Annotated in this window: 14 protein-coding genes; 12 read left to right on the forward strand and 2 right to left on the reverse strand. The window is 66.8% G+C overall.

Annotation, left to right across the window (positions count from 1 at the left end; all coding sequences use genetic code 11):
- Positions 1 to 76 precede the first annotated feature (76 nt).
- The 9 genes from AAFN86_RS09250 to AAFN86_RS09290 all read left to right on the forward strand — a co-directional run bounded on the left by AAFN86_RS09250 (position 77) and on the right by AAFN86_RS09290 (position 10,428).
- The gene (locus AAFN86_RS09250; RefSeq protein ID WP_347543190.1) at positions 77 to 1,750 is read left to right on the forward strand and encodes a thiamine pyrophosphate-requiring protein; all 1,674 of its coding nucleotides are present in this window, start codon (positions 77 to 79) and stop codon (positions 1,748 to 1,750) included.
- 53 nt (positions 1,751 to 1,803) lie between these two features.
- A complete protein-coding gene (locus tag AAFN86_RS09255; protein ID WP_347543012.1) occupies positions 1,804 to 2,850 on the forward strand; it encodes a sn-glycerol-3-phosphate ABC transporter ATP-binding protein UgpC in 1,047 nt (348 codons plus the stop codon).
- Between the two features lie 38 nt (positions 2,851 to 2,888).
- A complete protein-coding gene (locus tag AAFN86_RS09260) occupies positions 2,889 to 4,229 on the forward strand; it encodes an extracellular solute-binding protein (protein ID WP_347543013.1) in 1,341 nt (446 codons plus the stop codon).
- Between the two features lie 59 nt (positions 4,230 to 4,288).
- Entirely contained in the window at positions 4,289 to 5,242 is a 954-nt protein-coding gene (locus tag AAFN86_RS09265) for a sugar ABC transporter permease (RefSeq protein ID WP_347543014.1), read from the forward strand.
- Between the two features lie 12 nt (positions 5,243 to 5,254).
- Positions 5,255 to 6,154 (forward strand): carbohydrate ABC transporter permease, encoded by a 900-nt coding sequence (locus tag AAFN86_RS09270; protein ID WP_347543015.1) that lies wholly within the window; start codon positions 5,255 to 5,257, stop codon positions 6,152 to 6,154.
- A 22-nt stretch (positions 6,155 to 6,176) separates the two neighbouring features.
- Positions 6,177 to 7,220, forward strand: a complete 1,044-nt coding sequence (locus AAFN86_RS09275; RefSeq protein WP_347543016.1) for a C-terminal binding protein — start codon at positions 6,177 to 6,179, stop codon at positions 7,218 to 7,220.
- 175 nt (positions 7,221 to 7,395) lie between these two features.
- A complete protein-coding gene (locus tag AAFN86_RS09280) occupies positions 7,396 to 7,809 on the forward strand; it encodes a DUF3830 family protein (protein ID WP_347543017.1) in 414 nt (137 codons plus the stop codon).
- Between the two features lie 60 nt (positions 7,810 to 7,869).
- A complete protein-coding gene (locus AAFN86_RS09285) occupies positions 7,870 to 8,838 on the forward strand; it encodes a tripartite tricarboxylate transporter substrate binding protein (protein WP_347543018.1) in 969 nt (322 codons plus the stop codon).
- 84 nt (positions 8,839 to 8,922) lie between these two features.
- On the forward strand, positions 8,923 to 10,428 hold the full coding sequence (locus tag AAFN86_RS09290) for an ATP-binding protein (protein ID WP_347543019.1): 1,506 nt from the start codon (positions 8,923 to 8,925) through the stop codon (positions 10,426 to 10,428).
- A 279-nt stretch (positions 10,429 to 10,707) separates the two neighbouring features.
- Here the strand turns inward: AAFN86_RS09290 and AAFN86_RS09295 are convergent, their stop codons facing one another.
- On the reverse strand, positions 10,708 to 11,505 hold the full coding sequence (locus AAFN86_RS09295; protein WP_347543020.1) for a glucose 1-dehydrogenase: 798 nt from the start codon (positions 11,503 to 11,505) through the stop codon (positions 10,708 to 10,710).
- Between the two features lie 20 nt (positions 11,506 to 11,525).
- Positions 11,526 to 12,368 (reverse strand): amidohydrolase family protein, encoded by an 843-nt coding sequence (locus AAFN86_RS09300; RefSeq protein WP_347543021.1) that lies wholly within the window; start codon positions 12,366 to 12,368, stop codon positions 11,526 to 11,528.
- 128 nt (positions 12,369 to 12,496) lie between these two features.
- Here AAFN86_RS09300 and AAFN86_RS09305 point away from each other — a divergent pair, with 128 nt between their 5' ends.
- From AAFN86_RS09305 to AAFN86_RS09315, 3 genes are read left to right on the forward strand one after another with little or no spacing between them, the layout of a single operon-like run.
- On the forward strand, positions 12,497 to 14,164 hold the full coding sequence (locus AAFN86_RS09305; RefSeq protein WP_347543022.1) for an NAD(P)/FAD-dependent oxidoreductase: 1,668 nt from the start codon (positions 12,497 to 12,499) through the stop codon (positions 14,162 to 14,164).
- Positions 14,157 to 15,410 (forward strand): aminopeptidase, encoded by a 1,254-nt coding sequence (locus AAFN86_RS09310; protein ID WP_347543023.1) that lies wholly within the window; start codon positions 14,157 to 14,159, stop codon positions 15,408 to 15,410. The genes AAFN86_RS09305 and AAFN86_RS09310 overlap by 8 nt, the downstream gene beginning before the upstream one ends.
- Before the next feature lie 7 nt (positions 15,411 to 15,417).
- On the forward strand, positions 15,418 to 17,016 hold the full coding sequence (locus AAFN86_RS09315) for an NAD(P)/FAD-dependent oxidoreductase (protein ID WP_347543024.1): 1,599 nt from the start codon (positions 15,418 to 15,420) through the stop codon (positions 17,014 to 17,016).
- Positions 17,017 to 17,019: the final 3 nt, after the last annotated feature.

The raw sequence follows: 17,019 nt of genomic DNA on the forward strand, positions 1-17,019 counted from the left end.
TGCAAAAACCCTGCCTGCGCCTTGGGCACCGCGCGGCAGGGGGTTGCCGTCCACGCAAGGCGGTGGCTAGGCTGCCATAGCAGTCGCGCCATCAGAGCGCCGGCGCAGAGGAAACGGCACGATGAAGCTGGGCGCGGCAATCGCCGAGATCATGAAGCGTGAGGGCATCCAGATCCTCACGGGCTATCCGGTCAACCACCTGATCGAACACGCGGCCGCGATCGACATCCGTCCGATCATGGTGCGGCAGGAACGCATCGGGCTGCACATGGCGGACGCCATCAGCCGCGTCACGTCGGGCGACCAGATCGGCGCCTTCTGCATGCAGCACGGGCCGGGCTCCGAGAACGCCTATGGCGGCGTCGCGCAATGCTATGGCGAGAGCATCCCGGTGCTGGTGCTGCCGATGGGCTATCCGCGCCGGCTTGCGCATATCGATCCGAACTTCAATTCCTCGGTCCAGATGCGCGGCATCACGAAATCGGCGGAGCCGATCACCTCGGCGGCCGAGGTGCCGAATGTCCTGCGGCGCGCCTTCTCGAAGCTGCGCAACGGCCGCGGCGGCCCCGTGCTGGTCGAGATCCCGACCGACATGTGGAATGAGGAGGTGCCCGAGCCACTGGCCTATACGCCGGTGATCGCCACGCGCTACGGGCCGGACCCGGCCGATGTGAAGCGCGCGGCGGATGCGATCGCGGCGGCGAAGCGGCCGGTCATCTATGCCGGCACCGGCGTGCATTGGGCGAAGGCCTGGCCGCAGTTGAAGGCGCTGGCCGAACTGCTCGCGGCGCCCGTCACGACCAGCCTCGGCGGTAAGTCGTCCTTTCCGGAGGATCATCCGCTCGCGCTGGGGTCCGGCGGCCTGGCGATCCCGAAGCAGGTGCGGCATTTCCTCGACACCGCCGACCTGATCTTCGGCATCGGCTGTTCCTTCACCGAGACCAATTTCGGCGTGAAGATGCCGGCGGGGAAGACCATCGTCCACGCCACGCTCGACCCGGATCACCTGAACAAGGATGTCCGCTGCGACATCGGGCTGGTGGGCGATGCGGCGCTGGTGCTGGATGCGCTGATCGCCGCCCTGTCCGACCGGGTGAAGCAGAAGCGCGACGCCACACCGGTGGCAGCCGAGATCAAACAGCACCGCGACGAATGGCTCGCCGCCTGGGCCGCCAAGACGGACAGCGATGCGGAACCGCTCAACCCGTATCGGGTGATCCGCGACCTGTGGCGGACGGTCGATGTGGACAACACCATCATCACCCATGATGCCGGCAGCCCGCGCGACCAGCTGTCGCCCTTCTGGGTGGCGCGCAAGCCGCTGTCCTATCTCGGCTGGGGCAAGACGACGCAACTCGGCTACGGGCTGGGCTTGGCGATGGGGGCGAAGCTCGCGGCGCCCGACAAGCTGTGCATCAACGTCTGGGGCGATGCGGCGATCGGCTTCACCGGCATGGATTTCGAGACGGCGGTGCGCGAGCGCATCCCGATCCTGTCGATCCTGCTGAACAATTTTTCCATGGCGATCGAGCTGAAAGTCATGCCGATCAGCACGGAAAAGTATCGCTCGACCGACATTTCGGGCGACTATGCCGCCATGGCGCGCGCCTTCGGCGGCTACGGCGAGAGGGTGACGACGATCGCGGAGATCATCCCGGCCATCAAACGCGGCATCGAGCAGACGAAGAACGGGACGCCGGCGCTGCTCGAATTCATCACGTCCAAGGAAACCGCCGTCTCCCGCCTGTAGGGGGGAACGGCCACGAGGCGGGGACGAACCCGCCCTGGCATCAGGGAGGCTGAATGGCGACGGTCGATATCCGCGAGGTGCGGAAGGCGTTTGGCAGCACGCAGATCCTGCATGGGGTCAGCGTGGGCATCGAGGATGGGCAGTTCGTCGTGCTTGTCGGGCCATCCGGCTGCGGCAAGTCCACACTGCTGCGCATGCTCGCAGGGCTGGAGAACATCACGGGCGGCGAGATCGCGATCGGCGGGCGGGTGGTGAACAACGTCCCGCCCAAGGACCGCGACATCGCCATGGTGTTCCAGAACTACGCGCTGTATCCGCACATGACCGTGTTCCAGAACATGGCCTTCTCCATGAAGCTCGCCGGCGCACCGGCCGAGGTCATGGAGCGGGAGGTGCAGAAGGCCGCGAAGATCCTTGGCCTCGAGATGCTGCTGCACCGCTTCCCGCGCCAGCTTTCCGGCGGCCAGCGCCAGCGCGTGGCGATGGGGCGCGCCATCGTGCGCAACCCGCAGGTCTTCCTGTTCGACGAGCCGCTGTCCAACCTCGACGCCAAGCTGCGCGTGCAGATGCGTTCCGAGATCAAGGAACTGCACCAGCGGCTGAAGGTGACGACCGTCTATGTCACCCATGACCAGATCGAGGCCATGACCATGGCTGACCTGATCGTGGTGATGAACCACGGCCGCATCGAGCAGGCCGGCGCGCCGCTCGAACTCTATGACCGCCCGGCCAACCTGTTCGTCGCGGGCTTCATCGGTTCCCCGGCGATGAACATGATCGAAGGCCGCATCGAAGGCGGGGCATTCCGCGGGCCGGGTGGCGTCGCCTGGCCGCTGCCTCCCGGCGCGCCCACCTCGGGCGAGGTGATCTACGGCATCCGCCCCGAGCATCTGCGCCTTGACCCCAACGGGCTCGAGGGCGTGGTGAATGTGGTCGAGCCGACCGGGTCGGAGACGCAGGTCATCATGCATGTGGGCGAGGCGCATCTGCTCGGCGCCTTCCGCGAACGCGTCACCACCCGCCATGGGGAGGTGCTGCGCGTCAGCCCCGATCCGGCGCTGATTCATCTCTTCGACAAGGCAACAGGCCAGCGGATCTAGCGACGCTGCCGCACGAAACTAGGGAGAGGAAACGAACAATGGCCAACATCATCACACGACGCAGCATCCTCGGGGCGGGTGCCGGCATGGCCGCGCTGGCCGCCGGGGGCGATGCATACGCGCAGACTGCCGTGCAATCGGCGTCCGGCGTCACGCCGCCCGCCCTGCCGATCGAAAGCGGCGCGACGCTGCGCATGCTGCGCCCGGTGCGCTTCGTAGCACCCGATGAGGAAGTGTTCCGCGCCAATTGCGCCCGCTTCACGCAAGCGACCGGCGTGCAGGTCCGCGTCGACTTCGTGGGCTGGGAGGACATCAACCAGCAGACCGCGGTGACCGCGAACACCGGCGCCGGGCCGGATGTGATCATCGGCTTCGGCGACGCGCCGCACATCTACGTGGACAAGGTGATCGAGGTCTCCGACGTCGCTGAATACCTTGGCCGCAAGTACGGCGGCTGGATGTTCGTCGGCAACAAGCTTGGCAAGAAGCACGGCACCAACAACTGGATCGGCCTGCCCTTCGGCGGCACCGCCGGCCCGCTGGTATGGCGGAAGTCGGCAGTGAATTCGATCGGGTACCAGACCCCGCCGACGGACATGCCGGGCTTCCTCGAGATGTGCAAGAAGCTGCGCCAGGCGGGCAAGCCGGCGGGCTTTGCCCTTGGCAACGCGGTCGGCGACGGCAACGGCTTCGCCAACTGGTTGATGTGGACGCACGGCGCATCCATCACCGACGAATCCGGCGCCGTCTCGGTGAACAAGCCCGAGACACTGGCGGCACTGAACTATCTGAAGGAACTGTATCCGACCTTCGTGGACGGCGGCACAATCTCCTGGGGCGACATCAGCAACAACCAGGCCTATGCGGCAAACACGCTGTTCGTCACATCCAATGGCGTGTCGCTGTACTTCGCCCTGAAGAACGATCCGGCGACCCGGCCGATTGCCGATGACACCGAGCATTCGGTCATGCCGCTGGGTGTCGCGAATTCCTGGCCGAGCGCACCGCTCACGCTCAACGCCATGGTGTTCAAGCACAGCCGATACCCGAACGCGGCCAAGGCGCTGCTGACGTTCCTGATGGAGCAGCCGCAATACGAGCCCTGGCTGAATGCCAACCTTGGCTATTGGGCGCAGCCGCTGAACGCCTACAAGGACAGCGCGGTGTGGAGCAGCGATCCGAAGATCGCCTTGTTCCGTGACAGCATGAACAATCAGTTCTGGAACGGGTATAAGGGTCCGATCTCGGAAGCCTCCGGCCAGGCCAATGCCGAATACGTGCTGGTGCAGATGTTCGCCTCGGTCGCCTCCGGTCAGGCGACGCCCGAGGCTGCCATGCGTGAGGCGGACCGGCGCGCGCGCCGGATCTTCCGCCGCTGACGTGAACGGAGCCGGTGGCGCCCGGTGCGGCGCCGCCGGCCTTCCAGGGAGTACCCCCGATGTCCGTCACCGCCGCCGAAGGCTGGGTCCGACAGGCCAAGGACCAGAGTTGGTTGTCCAGGCTGTTCGATTGGAAGCCGCTGCTTGTCGTGATGTGCCTGTTGCCCGCTGTGGGCCTGCTGCTGGTCTTCCTGACCTATCCGCTCGGCCTGGGCATCTGGCTCGCCTTCACGGACACGACGATCGGGCGACGCGGTGTCTGGGTCGGGCTCGAGAATTTCGAGTTCATGCTCGAGGATCCGATCTGGTGGAACGCTGTCTTCTTCAGCGTCTTCTACACAGGTGTCGCGACGATCGGTAAGTTCGGCCTCGGGCTGTGGCTGGCGCTGCTGCTGAACAATCACCTGCCGTTCAAGTCGATGCTGCGCGCCATCATCCTGCTGCCCTGGATCGTGCCCACGGTGCTGACGGCGATCGCCTTCTGGTGGATCTACAATCCGCAGTTCTCGGTGATCTCCTACATCTTCATCGAGCTCGGGCTGCGCGAGACCAACATCGACTTCATCAACACCGCCTGGCCGGCGCGCTGGTCGCTGATCGCGGCCAATGTCTGGCGCGGCATCCCCTTCGTGGCGATCTCGCTGCTGGCGGGGCTGCAGACCATCTCGCCGTCCCTGTATGAAGCGGCGCTGCTGGATGGTTCCACCGGCTGGCAGCGCTTCCGCTACATCACGTTTCCGATGCTGTTGCCGATCCTCGCGATCGTCATGACCTTCAGCATCATCTTCACCTTCACCGACTTCCAGCTGGTCTATGCCATCACCCGTGGCGGGCCGGTGAATTCGACGCACCTGCTGGCGACGCTCGCCTTCCAGCGCGGCATCCCGGGCGGGCAATTGGGTGAGGGTGCGGCGATCGCCGTGTCCATGATCCCCTTCCTCGTCTTCGCGACGCTGTTCTCCTATTTCGCCCTGGCGCGCCGGAAGTGGCAGCAGGGCGAGTCGAATGACTGAGGAGGCTGCCCCATGAGCGCGACCACCGAAGCCCCGCAGACCCACGCCGCCACCGCGCAGCCGGAAACCATGACCTGGGACAGCAGGTCGCGGCGGATGGTGACGATCTATGTGCCGCTGATCTGCTTCCTGATCATCCTGCTGTTTCCGTTCTATTGGATGACGATCACGGCGTTCAAGCCGAACGCCGAGCTGTACGACTACCGCGCGCACAATCCGTTCTGGATCACCTCGCCGACGCTTGATCACCTGCGATTGTTGCTGTTCGGAACGGCCTATCCGCGCTGGCTGCTGACGACGATGACGGTTTCGGTCTGCGCCACCGTCCTGTCGTTGCTGTCGTCCACGCTTGCCGCCTATGCGATCCAACGGCTGCGCTTCAAGGGCAGCCAGTATGTCGGGCTGGGCATCTACCTTGCCTACCTGGTGCCGCCGTCGATCCTGTTCATCCCGCTGGCGACGATGGTGTTCCAGCTCGGCCTGTTCGATAGCCCGATGGCGCTGATCCTGGTCTATCCGACCTTCCTCATCCCGTTCTGCACCTGGCTGCTGATCGGCTACTTCAAGTCGATCCCCTATGAACTCGAGGAATGTGCGCTGATCGATGGCGCGACGCGGCTGCAGATCCTGCGCCAGATCACCCTGCCGCTGGCCGTGCCCGGGTTGATCAGCGCGGGCATCTTCTCCTTCACGCTGTCTTGGAACGAGTTCATCTACGCGCTCGCCTTCATCCAGAGCAGCGAGAACAAGACCGTCCCCGTCGCCATCCTGACCGAGCTCGTCACCGGCGACGTCTACCAGTGGGGCGCGCTGATGGCGGGGTCCCTGCTCGGATCGCTGCCGGTCGCGATCTTCTATTCCTTCTTCGTGGACTACTACGTCTCCTCCCTCACCGGCGCGGTGAAGGAATAGGCGTCTCAACAGGAGAACACCCTTGGCGAAGTACACGATCCTGACGCCCGCGGGCGCGTCCTTTACGACGCAGGGCGGCGGCTATGACTATGAGATGGAGGCGCTCGAAGGCCTCGACGCCGAGATCGTCGAGTGCCCGGCCACCGAGGAGGGTTTCATCGCCGCGGCGCCGAAGGCCGACGCCGTCTATGCCAAGGGCATGAAGTTCAATGCGGCGATGATCAATGCGCTGAGCAGGTGCCGGCACATCGCGCTCGGCACGGTCGGCGTCGACTACGTTGATGTCGCCGCCGCGACGGCCAAGGGCATCCCGGTCACCAACTGCCCCGATACATTCATCGAGGAAGTCGCCGACCACGCGATGATGCTGCTGCTGGCTGCGCATCGGCGCTGCGTCGAACAGGACCGCATGGTTCGCGAGGGTCGCTGGGGCGAAGGCCGGCCGCAACTGCTCACGGTGCCGCGCCTGATGGGCCAGACGCTGGGCTTCATCGGCTTCGGCCGCGTCGCGCGGGCCACCGCCCGGCGCGCGAAGGCCTTCGGCCTGCACATGAAGGCCTATGACCCGTATGTCGAGGAATTGACGCTCTCTGCCCTCGGCGTGGAACCGGCGAGCCTGTCGGAGGTGCTGTCCACCGCCGACTTCGTGTCGATGCATCTGCCCGACACGCCCGAGACGCGTGGCTTCCTCAAGGAGCACCACTTCCGGCAGATGAAGAAGAACGCGATCTTCGTCACCACCGGCCGCGGCCCCACGGTGAACGAGGCCGCGCTGGTCAAGGCGCTGGAGGAGAAGTGGATCGCCGGCGCCGGGCTCGACGTGTTCGAGATCGAGCCCACGCGCCAGGACAACCCGCTGCACCGGATGCCGCACATCATCCTCTCGCCGCACAACGCCTCGGCCTCGTCGCGCTTCGACCCGGCGCGCAAGCGCCGTGTCGGGCAGGAACTGGCGTTGACGCTGCAGGGCAAGTGGCCGCTGTCCTGCGTCAATCCGACAGTGCTCGAAAAGTCGAGCCTGCGTCGCTGGCAGCCCTATTCGATGGAGCGCGGCCCGAATTCCTGAACGGCCAGGGCCGATCCTGTCCGGGCGCGGCCACCCGGGCAGGTGAGGGCGCTCGTTCAGCACATATGCAGAGCGGCTTCATCATCGCCGGAACTGCTCCGGCCGGGCGGGGAAAGCATTTTCTCCCGCCCGTCCAACCGCTACACCCGCTGACCACACAGCAGGAGCGACCCACATGGCGGACGTGATCATCGATATCGGCGGCGAGATCTTCGAAGCCTTCTACGAAACCAAGGATGCGCCGAAGACCGTGGCGCGGTTCCGTGACTTCATCCCCTATTCCAACCGGATCATCCATGTCCGCTGGTCGGGCGAGGCGTGCTGGATCCCGATGGGCGATTTCGACCTTGGCCTGGGTTTCGAGAACGCCACCTCCCACCCCGCGCCCGGCCACGTCATCGTCTATCCGGGCGGTGTCAGCGAAACCGAGATCCTGATCGCCTATGGCCCGACCGCCTTCGCCTCCAAGGCCGGGCCCCTCGCCGGCAATCACGTGCTGACGATCAAGGACGGCATCGACCGCCTGGCGGTGATCGGACGGTCGGTGCTGTGGGATGGCGCCAAGCCGATTACCTTCCGCCCGGCCTGATGGTTGGCGGCGGACCAAGGTCGCAGTAGCCTCCGGCCGTCGCGCCGGAGGAAACGCCACATGTTCAATGACATACGTCTGAATCGTCGTGCCATCCTGGCCAGCGCGCTGGTCGCGCCGGCCATTGCCCAGGCGCAGCCCGCCTTCCCGACCCGCCCGATCAGCCTGATCGTGCCCTTTCCGCCGGGCGGCACCACCGACATTTCGATGCGCGCCCTGGCCGAAGCCGCCGGCAAGCACCTGCCGCAGCCCGTCATCATCGAGAACAAGCCCGGTGCGGCCAATACCCTCGGCGCCGCCCAGGTCGCCCGCGCCCGGCCGGATGGCTACACGCTGACGCAGTTCCCGGCCTCGGCGATCCGCGTGCAGATCCTCCAGCGCCTGCCCTATGACACGCTGCGCGACTTCACGCCGATCATCTGCGTCGTCGGCTACCCCTTCATCGTCGCCGCGAAGAAGGGCCGCTTCGCCCATGGCTGGCGCAGCTTCATCGAGGAAGCCCGCGCCAATCCCGGCAAGCTGTCCTTCGGCAGCACGGGCGCCAACGGCACGCCGCATGTCTACATGGCAGAACTGATGCGTCGCGAAGGGCTCGACGTCACCCACATCCCGTTCCGCGGCGATGCCGATGGCTCGCAATCCATGCTCGGCGGCCATATCGACCTGATGGCGGGGTCCACCAGCATGGCCGGCCTGGTCGAGAGCGGCCAGTTGGTCTTCCTCAACAGCTGGACGCCGGAACGACTGCGCCGTTTCCCCGATGTGCCGACGCTGAAGGATCTCGGCTACGACCTGGTGGTGACGACGCCCTTCGGCATCATGGCCCCGGCCGGCCTGCCGGCGCCGATCACCCGCACGCTGCATGACGCCTTCAAGGCCGGCATGGAAGATCCGGCCTTCATCGAGATGCGCGACCGCTACGAGATGCTGCCGGAATATCGCAACAGCGCCGACTATGCCGCCCTGCTGCGCGAAATGGTGCAGCAGGAGAAGGCGCTGATCCAGCGCCTCGGCCTGACCGCCGGCTGACCTTCCGGCCCCCGCCATTCGGCGGTAGGACCCCAGCCTTGCGAAACCCGGGCGACTCGCGCCCGGGCGGAAAGGGGTGGCTGGATGACGGTTGGGATCGAGATGGGTTCGGGGGCCTCGGGTGAGGCCGCGCGCATCGACCTCGAGGAACTGCTCTCCACCCGCCTGCTGGTGCAGGGCAATTCGGGGTCCGGCAAGTCGCACCTGCTGCGCCGCCTGCTGGAACAATCCGCCCCCTGGGTGCAGCAGGTGGTGATCGACCCGGAGGGCGACTTCGTCACCCTGGCGGACCGGCACGGCCATATGGTGATCGATGCGGCCGACCATTCCGAGGCCGCCCTGCACCGCAATGCCGATCTGGTGCGCCGCCATCGCGTCTCGGTCGTGCTCAATCTGGAATCGGTCGAGGTGGACGACCAACTCCGCCGCGCCGCCGCCTTCCTCAACGGGCTGTTCGAGGCGGAGCGCGACCTGTGGTCCCCGGTGATGGTTGTGGTGGACGAGGCGCAGCTCTTCGCCCCCGCCGCCGCCAGCGAGACCTCGGACGAGGCGCGCCGCCTCGCGCTCGGCGCGATGACCAATTTGATGTGCCGCGGCCGCAAGCGTGGCTTGGCCGGCGTCATTGCCACCCAGCGCCTCGCCAAGCTGGCCAAGAACGTCGCCGCCGAGGCGTCGAACTTCATGATGGGCCGCACCTTCCTCGACATCGACATGGCGCGCGCGGCCGACCTGCTCGGCATGGATCGCCGCCAGGCCGAGATGTTCCGCGACCTGCCGCGTGGCACCTTCGTGGCCCTCGGCCCCGCAATGTCGCGCCGGCCGCTGCCGGTGCGCATCGGCGGCGTCGAGACGGCGACGCGCAGCGCCGGGCCGCGCCTGGTGCCGCCGCCCGACCAGGCCGCTATGGAGCAGGCGCGCGAATTGATCCTGAACGCCCCGGAGCCGGAGGCCCTGCCGCCGCGCCAGCGCCGCGCCCCGCGCCCGCCGGCGCCCGATATCTTCCAGCAACTGGCGCAGTATCGACCGCCCGCGGCGCAGGACGCCCCGGCCGAACCGCCCGCGCCGCCAAGCGCCGAGGAGGTCGCGGAGCGCGACCGTCGCCTCGCTGCCATCCTGCGTCAGATCATGACCGATCCGGAGGCGCCGTTCCGCCCCGCCGCGCTGTTGTACCAGGACTTCCTGGTCCGCTGCCGCATTCAGGAGATCGCCGGCACGCCGCTGGAGTTGCCGGCCTTCCGGCGGATGCTCGCCGGCACCCTCGCTGGCATCGACGAAGCGGCGATGGAGGGCACCGACTGGCCGCTCGCGGTCGAACGCGCCGAGGCCCTGCCGGAAGACGCACAGGGCGTCTACCTGCTGCTCGCCCGTGCGGCGCTGGAACGTGCTCCCTGCCCATCGGATGCGACCATCGCGCGCGCCTATGGCAGCCGATCGCTCGGGCGGGCGCGGCGGCTGCTGGGGTGGCTCGAGGAACGCGGCACCATCGTGCTGCGGGCCGAACGTGCTGGACGGCGCGCCGTGGCCCTGGTCGGGCTGGGGTGGGAGACGGCGCCCGGTGATCCGGATGCGCCGGAGGCGAATGCAGCGTGATCCCGGATGGGCGCTGCCCCTCCGGACCTCCCCGCCAGGGGCTAACGGGCCCCTGGACCGCGGGATTTTGGCGCTTTGTTACGGGGGACAGCGCGTGGCTGGAGCGGCGCCAAGGATGGCACCATGATTCTCGGATCGAACCGCGGTGTTCAGCATCAAACCGAGGTTTCCAAAGGCCTTAAGCCTTTGGTCGGGAGAGGTTCGGAGAGGGGCGAAGCCCCTCTCTGAGGCGCCACGGCGCCCCAACTTCGCGTCAATGGGGCAGGGCCCCTCCAACCTTCAAACCTCCATCCGGCCCAGCGACGCCCCGCCCGTCGGCGCCGCCGTCCGGCCGCCATCCACGACGTACTGCGCCCCGGTCACGTTCCCCGCGAGGTCGGAGCACAGGAACAGCACCACATTCGCCACTTCCTCCGCCGTGCCGTACCGGCGCAGCGGCAGCCCGGCGGTGTAGCGTTCCTCCACGCTGTCGGGGTTGTTGGGCGAGACCTGCCGCGCGATGTCCGCGATCATCCGCGTCGAGATCGGCCCCGGGCAGACCGCGTTGACGCGGACGCCCTGCGGTCCGACCTCGCTTGCCGCCACCTTGGTCAGCCCGATGACGGCATGCTTGGAGGCGACATAGGCCGGCATCCCCGGCGTGCCGATCAGCCCGGCGGTCGAGGCGGTGTTCACCACCGCGCCGCTGCCCTGGCGGATCATCACCGGCAACACGTGGCGCAGGCCGAGGAAGACGCCCTTCACATTCACGCCCATCACCGCGTCGTAGATGGCTTCGTCGTATTCCGCGGTCGGCGCCACGCGGCCTTCGATGCCGGCATTGTTGTGGAAGCAATCGATCCGGCCGAAGGCCTCCAGCGCGCGCGCCACATAGGCCTGCACGTCGGCCGTGCGTGTCACGTCGGCGGTGCAGGCGATCGCGTGCTTGCCGATGTCGGCGGCGACGGCAGCGGCGGCATCGCCGTCACGGTCCACCACCACAACCTTTGCACCGCGTTCCGCGAAGCCGAGGCAGACGGCACGACCAATGCCATTGCCGCCACCGGTCACGATGGCGACCTTGTCCTTGAGATTCACGTTCGTTCCCTCCGTTCCGCTCAGCGCTTCGTCGGCGCCCAGCCGTAGATTGCCTGCACCGTGCCGCCCATCAGTGCGCCGCGTTCCGCATCGGTGAGCCGTTCGGTGAGGCGGAAGGCATCGACGCCCTGTGCGTAGGTCAGGAAGGCCGTCGCGCGCGTCCAGTCGGTGCCCCACATGCAACGGCCGAAGCCGAAGGCATCGAAGATGCGCGCCAGCGGATCCCAGATGTCGGGGAAGGGGTATCCCTTGTGCGACAGCGTGCCTGCGCCGCTGATCTTCACGGCGACATTGTCGTGCTCGGCAAGTGCCAGCAACTGCGGCAGCGCGGCGAAGGGTTCGGCAGGCACCGGTGGCTCGAAGGGCTGTTGCAGGCCAAGATGGTCGATTACCAGCCGCGTGCCGGGATTGCGCGCAGCGAGCCCTGCCACCTGGCCGAGCCGCCCCCAGCACAGCAGGTTGACCGGCAGCCCCGCACGCCCCGCCGCCGCGAGCATGCGGTTCACCGCGGGATCGGCGGGATCGGCGGGCACGTCGTCATTCATCATGATGCGGATGCCGACGGCGCCATCGGTCCTGGCCCACTCGGCGATGACCTCCTCGACCGCCGGGTTGCGCGTGTCCACCGGCTTGACCAGCGCGAAGCGGGTCGGATGCGCCTGGTGAACGCTGATCGCATAGGAGGCATCGAAGCGATACATGGCGTAGATCGAGACGATGATCGCGCCATCGACGCCGACGGCGTCCATCGCCTTCACCATGTCGTCGCCGGTGACCTCGGGTGGGCCGTGCAGCACGCCGGCCCAAGGACGCCCGGGGTGGTTGCGCTCATAGGCATGGACCTGGACGTCGATGATCGCCATGGCGTTGTTTCCCCTTGTGGGATGGAACGCTACGCAGCGCGGCGCGTGGCATCAAGGCCGGGCCTTCCGGCTTGCGAGGCGACGCGCGTCGCGGGACACTTGCCCGGAAAACGTGGAAGCGATCCGGCATGTCCCCTGACGCAAACCCTGCCCCCGCCAGGCCCAGGACCGTCGATGCGCTGGTGATCGGTGCCGGTTTCGCCGGGCTGTACCAGTTGCTCTGCCTGCGTGACCGGCTCGGCCTGTCCGTGCAGGTGCTGGAAGCCGGCGACGGGGTGGGGGGCACCTGGTACTGGAACCGCTATCCCGGCGCGCGCTGCGATTCCGAAAGCCATTCCTACGCCTTCTATTTCGACGAGGCGCTGCTGCAGGACTGGTCCTGGTCGGAACGCTATCCCGGCCAGGCCGAGATCATGCGCTACCTGAACCACGTTGCCGACCGCTTCGACCTGCGTCGCGACATTCGGTTCAACGCGCGCGTCGCCGGCGCCGAATACGATGCGGCGTCGAACCGCTGGCATGTCCGGACGGAAGCCGGCGATCACTACATCGCGACCTACCTGATCACCGCGGTCGGCTGCCTGTCCGCGGCGAATGTGCCGGATATCCCCGGGCGGGAGAATTTCGACGGTCGCTGGTTTCATACGGGCCAATGGCCGCATGAGGGCGTGGACTTCACCGGCAAGCGTGTCGGAATGGTCGGCACGGGATCGACCGGCATCCAGGCTGCACCCGCCATCGCCGAGACCGCCGGGCACCTCACGGTATTCCAGCGCACCGCGAACTACTCCATCCCCGCCCGCAACGCGCCGCTGACCGAGGCGTTCAAGGCCTGGGCGAAGTCGCATACCGGCGAGATCCGTGGGCTGATGCATGCATCGACCAATGGCCACCCATTCCTGATCCAGGATCGTTCAGCCCATGACGTCAGCGCGGAGGAACGCGAGGCGATCTACCAGGCCGCCTGGGACCATGGCGGGCTGAAGTTCCGGGCGTCCTTTCGCGACCTGCTGACCGACAAGGCGGCAAATGACACAGCCGCCGACTTCCTGCGCGCGCAGATCGGCAAGGTGGTGAAGGACCCGAAGACCGCGGCGATCCTGTCCAACATCGACCACCCCTTCGCCACCAAGCGCCCGCCGATCGACACCGGGTATTTCGAGGCCTTCAACCGCGACAATGTCTCCCTCGTCGATCTGCGCGCGGCACCGATCGAACGCATCACGCCGAATGGCATCCTGACGCAGGATGGCGTCAAGCATCCGCTCGACATCATTGTCTTCGCAACCGGCTTCGACGCCATGACCGGGCCTTTGTTAGCCATGGACATCACTGGCCACGACGGCATGACGCTGCGCGATGCCTGGCGAGAAGGGCCGAAGACCTATCTCGGCCTGCAGGTCACGGGCTTCCCCAACCTTTTCACCATCACCGGTCCGGGTAGCCCGTCCGTGCTGACCAACATGCCCGTCTGCATCGAGCAGCATGTGGAATGGATCACCGCCTGCATCGCGCATATGCGGGCGAATGGCATCCCGACCATCGAGCCCGCGCCGGAGGCGATGGAGCGCTGGGTCGCGCATGTGAACGACGCCGCCAATGCCACGCTGCTGCCGCAGGCGGGGCATTCCTGGTATCTGGGCGCGAATGTGCCGGGCAAGCCGCGCGTCTTCATGCCCTATGCCGGCGGCATGGCGCGGTATCGCGCGATCTGCGCCGAGGTGGCGGCGCGCGGCTATGACGGTTTTGTCCTCGGCGCCCCGGCGCGCGGGGCGTTGGAGACGATCAATGAATGATGACGCAGTCGCCCCCGAGGCGATGACCTTCGACGCGCGGTTGGATCGCCTGGCTGAATTGGCGGTGCGCGTGGGGCTGAATCTCGCCCCCGGGCAGGAATTGGTGATGACCGCATCGGTCGAGGCGCTGGACCTGTCCCGCCGCATCACCAAACAGGCGTACAAGGCGGGCGCCTCGCTGGTGACGACGCTGCTGTCGGATGACCGCGCGGCGCTGGCGCGCTACCGCTTCGCGAGCGACGCGTCCTTCGACACCGCACCGGGCTGGCTGTTCGATGGCATGGCTGCGGCGTTCCGCAGTGGTGCGGCGCGGCTGGCGGTCGTGGGCGACGATCCTTCCCTGCTGGCGCAGGAAGACCCGGAGAAGGTCGCGCGCGCGAACCGTGCCCGCTCCAAGGCGTACCAGCCGGCACTGGAACTGATCGTGACCTCCGCCATCAACTGGACGCTGGTGGCTTCCGCCACGCCGGCCTGGGCGGCGACCGTCTTCCCCGACGATGCGCCAGATGTCGCGCTGGCAAAACTGTGGGATGCGATCTTCAAGGCATCGCGTGTCGATGCGCCCGACCCGGTCGCCGCCTGGGCCGACCACAACGCCGCGCTGCTGCGCCGGCGCGACATGCTGAACGCGAAGCGTTTCCGCGCGCTGCGTTTCCAAGGGCCGGGGACCGACCTGCGCGTTGGCCTCGCCGATGGCCATGCCTGGATGGGCGGTGCCAGCCCCGCCAAGAACGGCATCAGCGGCAATCCCAACATCCCGACCGAAGAAGTCTTCACCACCCCGCACGCGGCGATGACCGAGGGTGTCGTGCGCGCGACCAAGCCGCTGTCCTACCAGGGCACGCTGATCCGCGACATCGCCGTGCGCTTCGAGGGCGGGCGCATCGTGGAGAGTTCCGCGAGCAGTGGCGCCGCCGTGCTGGAACGCATGATCGGCACGGATGATGGCGCGCGGCGGCTCGGCGAGGTCGCGCTGGTGCCGAATTCCAACCCGATCTCGCAATCGGGCCTGTTGTTCTTCAACACGCTGTTCGACGAGAACGCGGCGAGCCACATCGCGCTTGGCCAGGCCTATTCCAAATGCTTCGTGCGTGATGACCTGTCCGCCGCCGAACTCGACGCCGCCGGTGCGAACCGTAGCCTGATCCATGTCGATTGGATGATCGGGTCGGCCGAGACCAATGTGGATGGCCTGCATGACGACGGCCGCGCCGAGCCGCTGATGCGCGCCGGCGAGTGGGTGTGACGCAACGATGAACCAGGATTTCGACGTCGTCATCATCGGTGCCGGCATGTCCGGCATGTATCAGCTGCTGCGCCTGCGCCAACTCGGCATGCGCGTGCGTGTCTTCGAGACCGGCTCTGGCGTCGGCGGCACCTGGTATTGGAATCGCTATCCCGGCGCGCGCTTCGATTCCGAGAGCTACTCCTACGGCTTCTCCTTCTCGCCGGAACTGCTCCAGGAGTGGAGCTGGTCGGAGCATTTCGCACCGCAGCCCGAGACGCTGCGCTACCTGAACCACGTCGCGGACCGCTTTGACTTGCGGCGTGACATCCAGTTTGGCAGTCGTGTCATGAGCGCGCATTACCGCGAGGCGACGCAGGATTGGAGCGTGACTCTCGCGGATGGCAGCACCCATACGACGCGCTTCCTGATCACCGCCGTCGGGCCGCTTTCTGCCGCCACGCTGCCGAATATAGAAGGGCGCGACAGTTTCCAGGGGCAGTCCTTCCACACCTACTACTGGCCGCATGAGAAGGTGGATTTCGCCGGCAAGCGCGTCGCGGTGATCGGCACGGGTGCCACGGGCGTGCAGACTATCCAGGAAGTGGCGAAGACCGCCGCGTCGCTGACCGTGTTCCAGCGCCGGCCGAACTGGTGCGCGCCACTGCACAACCGTCCGATCACGGATGAGGAACAGGCGCGCATCAAGGCGAGCTACCCCGAGATCTTCCGCCGCTGCGAGGAGACCTTCGCCTGCTTCCTCCATACCGGCGACCCGCGCGGCACCTTCGAGGTCACACCGGAGGAGCGCGAGGCCTTCCTGGAGAAGCTGTACAGTGAACCGGGCTTCGGCATCTGGGTCGGCCTGTTCCGCGACATGCTGACCGATCCGGCGGCCAATGAGATCGTCTCCGATTTCATCGCGCGCAAGATCCGCAGCCGCGTGAAGGACCCGGTCACGGCCGAGAAGCTGATCCCGAAGAACCACGGCTTCGGCACCCGCCGCGTGCCGCTCGAGACACGCTACTACGAGGTCTACAACCAGCCCAACGTCACGCTGGTGGACATCAAGGCGAACCCGATCGAACGCATCACGCCGACCGGCATCAAGACCGCCGAGGCAGAATACAACTTCGACATCATCGTCTTCGCCACCGGCTTCGACGCGCTGACCGGATCCTTCGACCGCATCGACATTCGTGGCGAAGGCGGACGCAGCCTGAAGGATGCCTGGTCAGGCGGGGCACGCACGCTGGTGGGCATGCTGGTCGATGGCTTCCCGAACCTGCTGATGCTGTTGGGGCCGCATACCGCGTTGGGGAACATCCCGCGCAGCATCGAATACAATGTCGATTGGGTCAGCCGCCTGCTGGCCCACATGCAGCAGCACGGCCAGACCCATGTCGCCGCGCGACCCGATGCGGTGGCGGTCTGGATGGACCACGTCATGGCATGCGGTGAGGGCCTGCTGTCGAACCAGGTGGATTCCTGGTTCACCGGGGTGAACAGCAATGTCGAGGGCAAGCAGACGCGGACGATTGCGCGCTACAGCGGCAGCGCGCCGGATTACCGCGCGAAATGCGAGGAGATCGCGGCGAAGGGGTATCCGGAGTTGGTGCTGGCGTAGCGG

The sequence above is a fragment of the Roseomonas sp. CAU 1739 genome (assembly GCF_039839775.1).
GTDB lineage: Bacteria > Pseudomonadota > Alphaproteobacteria > Acetobacterales > Acetobacteraceae > Neoroseomonas.

Bases quoted from the DNA above. Each gene is read 5' to 3' on its own strand.
- AAFN86_RS09260 (WP_347543013.1), top strand. From the start codon at position 2,889: ATGGCCAACATCATCACACGACGCAGCATCCTCGGGGCGGGTGCCGGC.
- AAFN86_RS09305 (WP_347543022.1), top strand. From the start codon at position 12,497: ATGTCCCCTGACGCAAACCCTGCCCCCGCCAGGCCCAGGACCGTCGAT.
- AAFN86_RS09290 (WP_347543019.1), top strand. From the start codon at position 8,923: ATGACGGTTGGGATCGAGATGGGTTCGGGGGCCTCGGGTGAGGCCGCG.
- AAFN86_RS09285 (WP_347543018.1), top strand. From the start codon at position 7,870: ATGTTCAATGACATACGTCTGAATCGTCGTGCCATCCTGGCCAGCGCG.
- AAFN86_RS09255 (WP_347543012.1), top strand. From the start codon at position 1,804: ATGGCGACGGTCGATATCCGCGAGGTGCGGAAGGCGTTTGGCAGCACG.
- AAFN86_RS09280 (WP_347543017.1), top strand. From the start codon at position 7,396: ATGGCGGACGTGATCATCGATATCGGCGGCGAGATCTTCGAAGCCTTC.
- AAFN86_RS09310 (WP_347543023.1), top strand. From the start codon at position 14,157: ATGAATGATGACGCAGTCGCCCCCGAGGCGATGACCTTCGACGCGCGG.
- AAFN86_RS09265 (WP_347543014.1), top strand. From the start codon at position 4,289: ATGTCCGTCACCGCCGCCGAAGGCTGGGTCCGACAGGCCAAGGACCAG.
- AAFN86_RS09315 (WP_347543024.1), top strand. From the start codon at position 15,418: ATGAACCAGGATTTCGACGTCGTCATCATCGGTGCCGGCATGTCCGGC.
- AAFN86_RS09270 (WP_347543015.1), top strand. From the start codon at position 5,255: ATGAGCGCGACCACCGAAGCCCCGCAGACCCACGCCGCCACCGCGCAG.
- AAFN86_RS09300 (WP_347543021.1), bottom strand. From the start codon at position 12,368: ATGGCGATCATCGACGTCCAGGTCCATGCCTATGAGCGCAACCACCCC.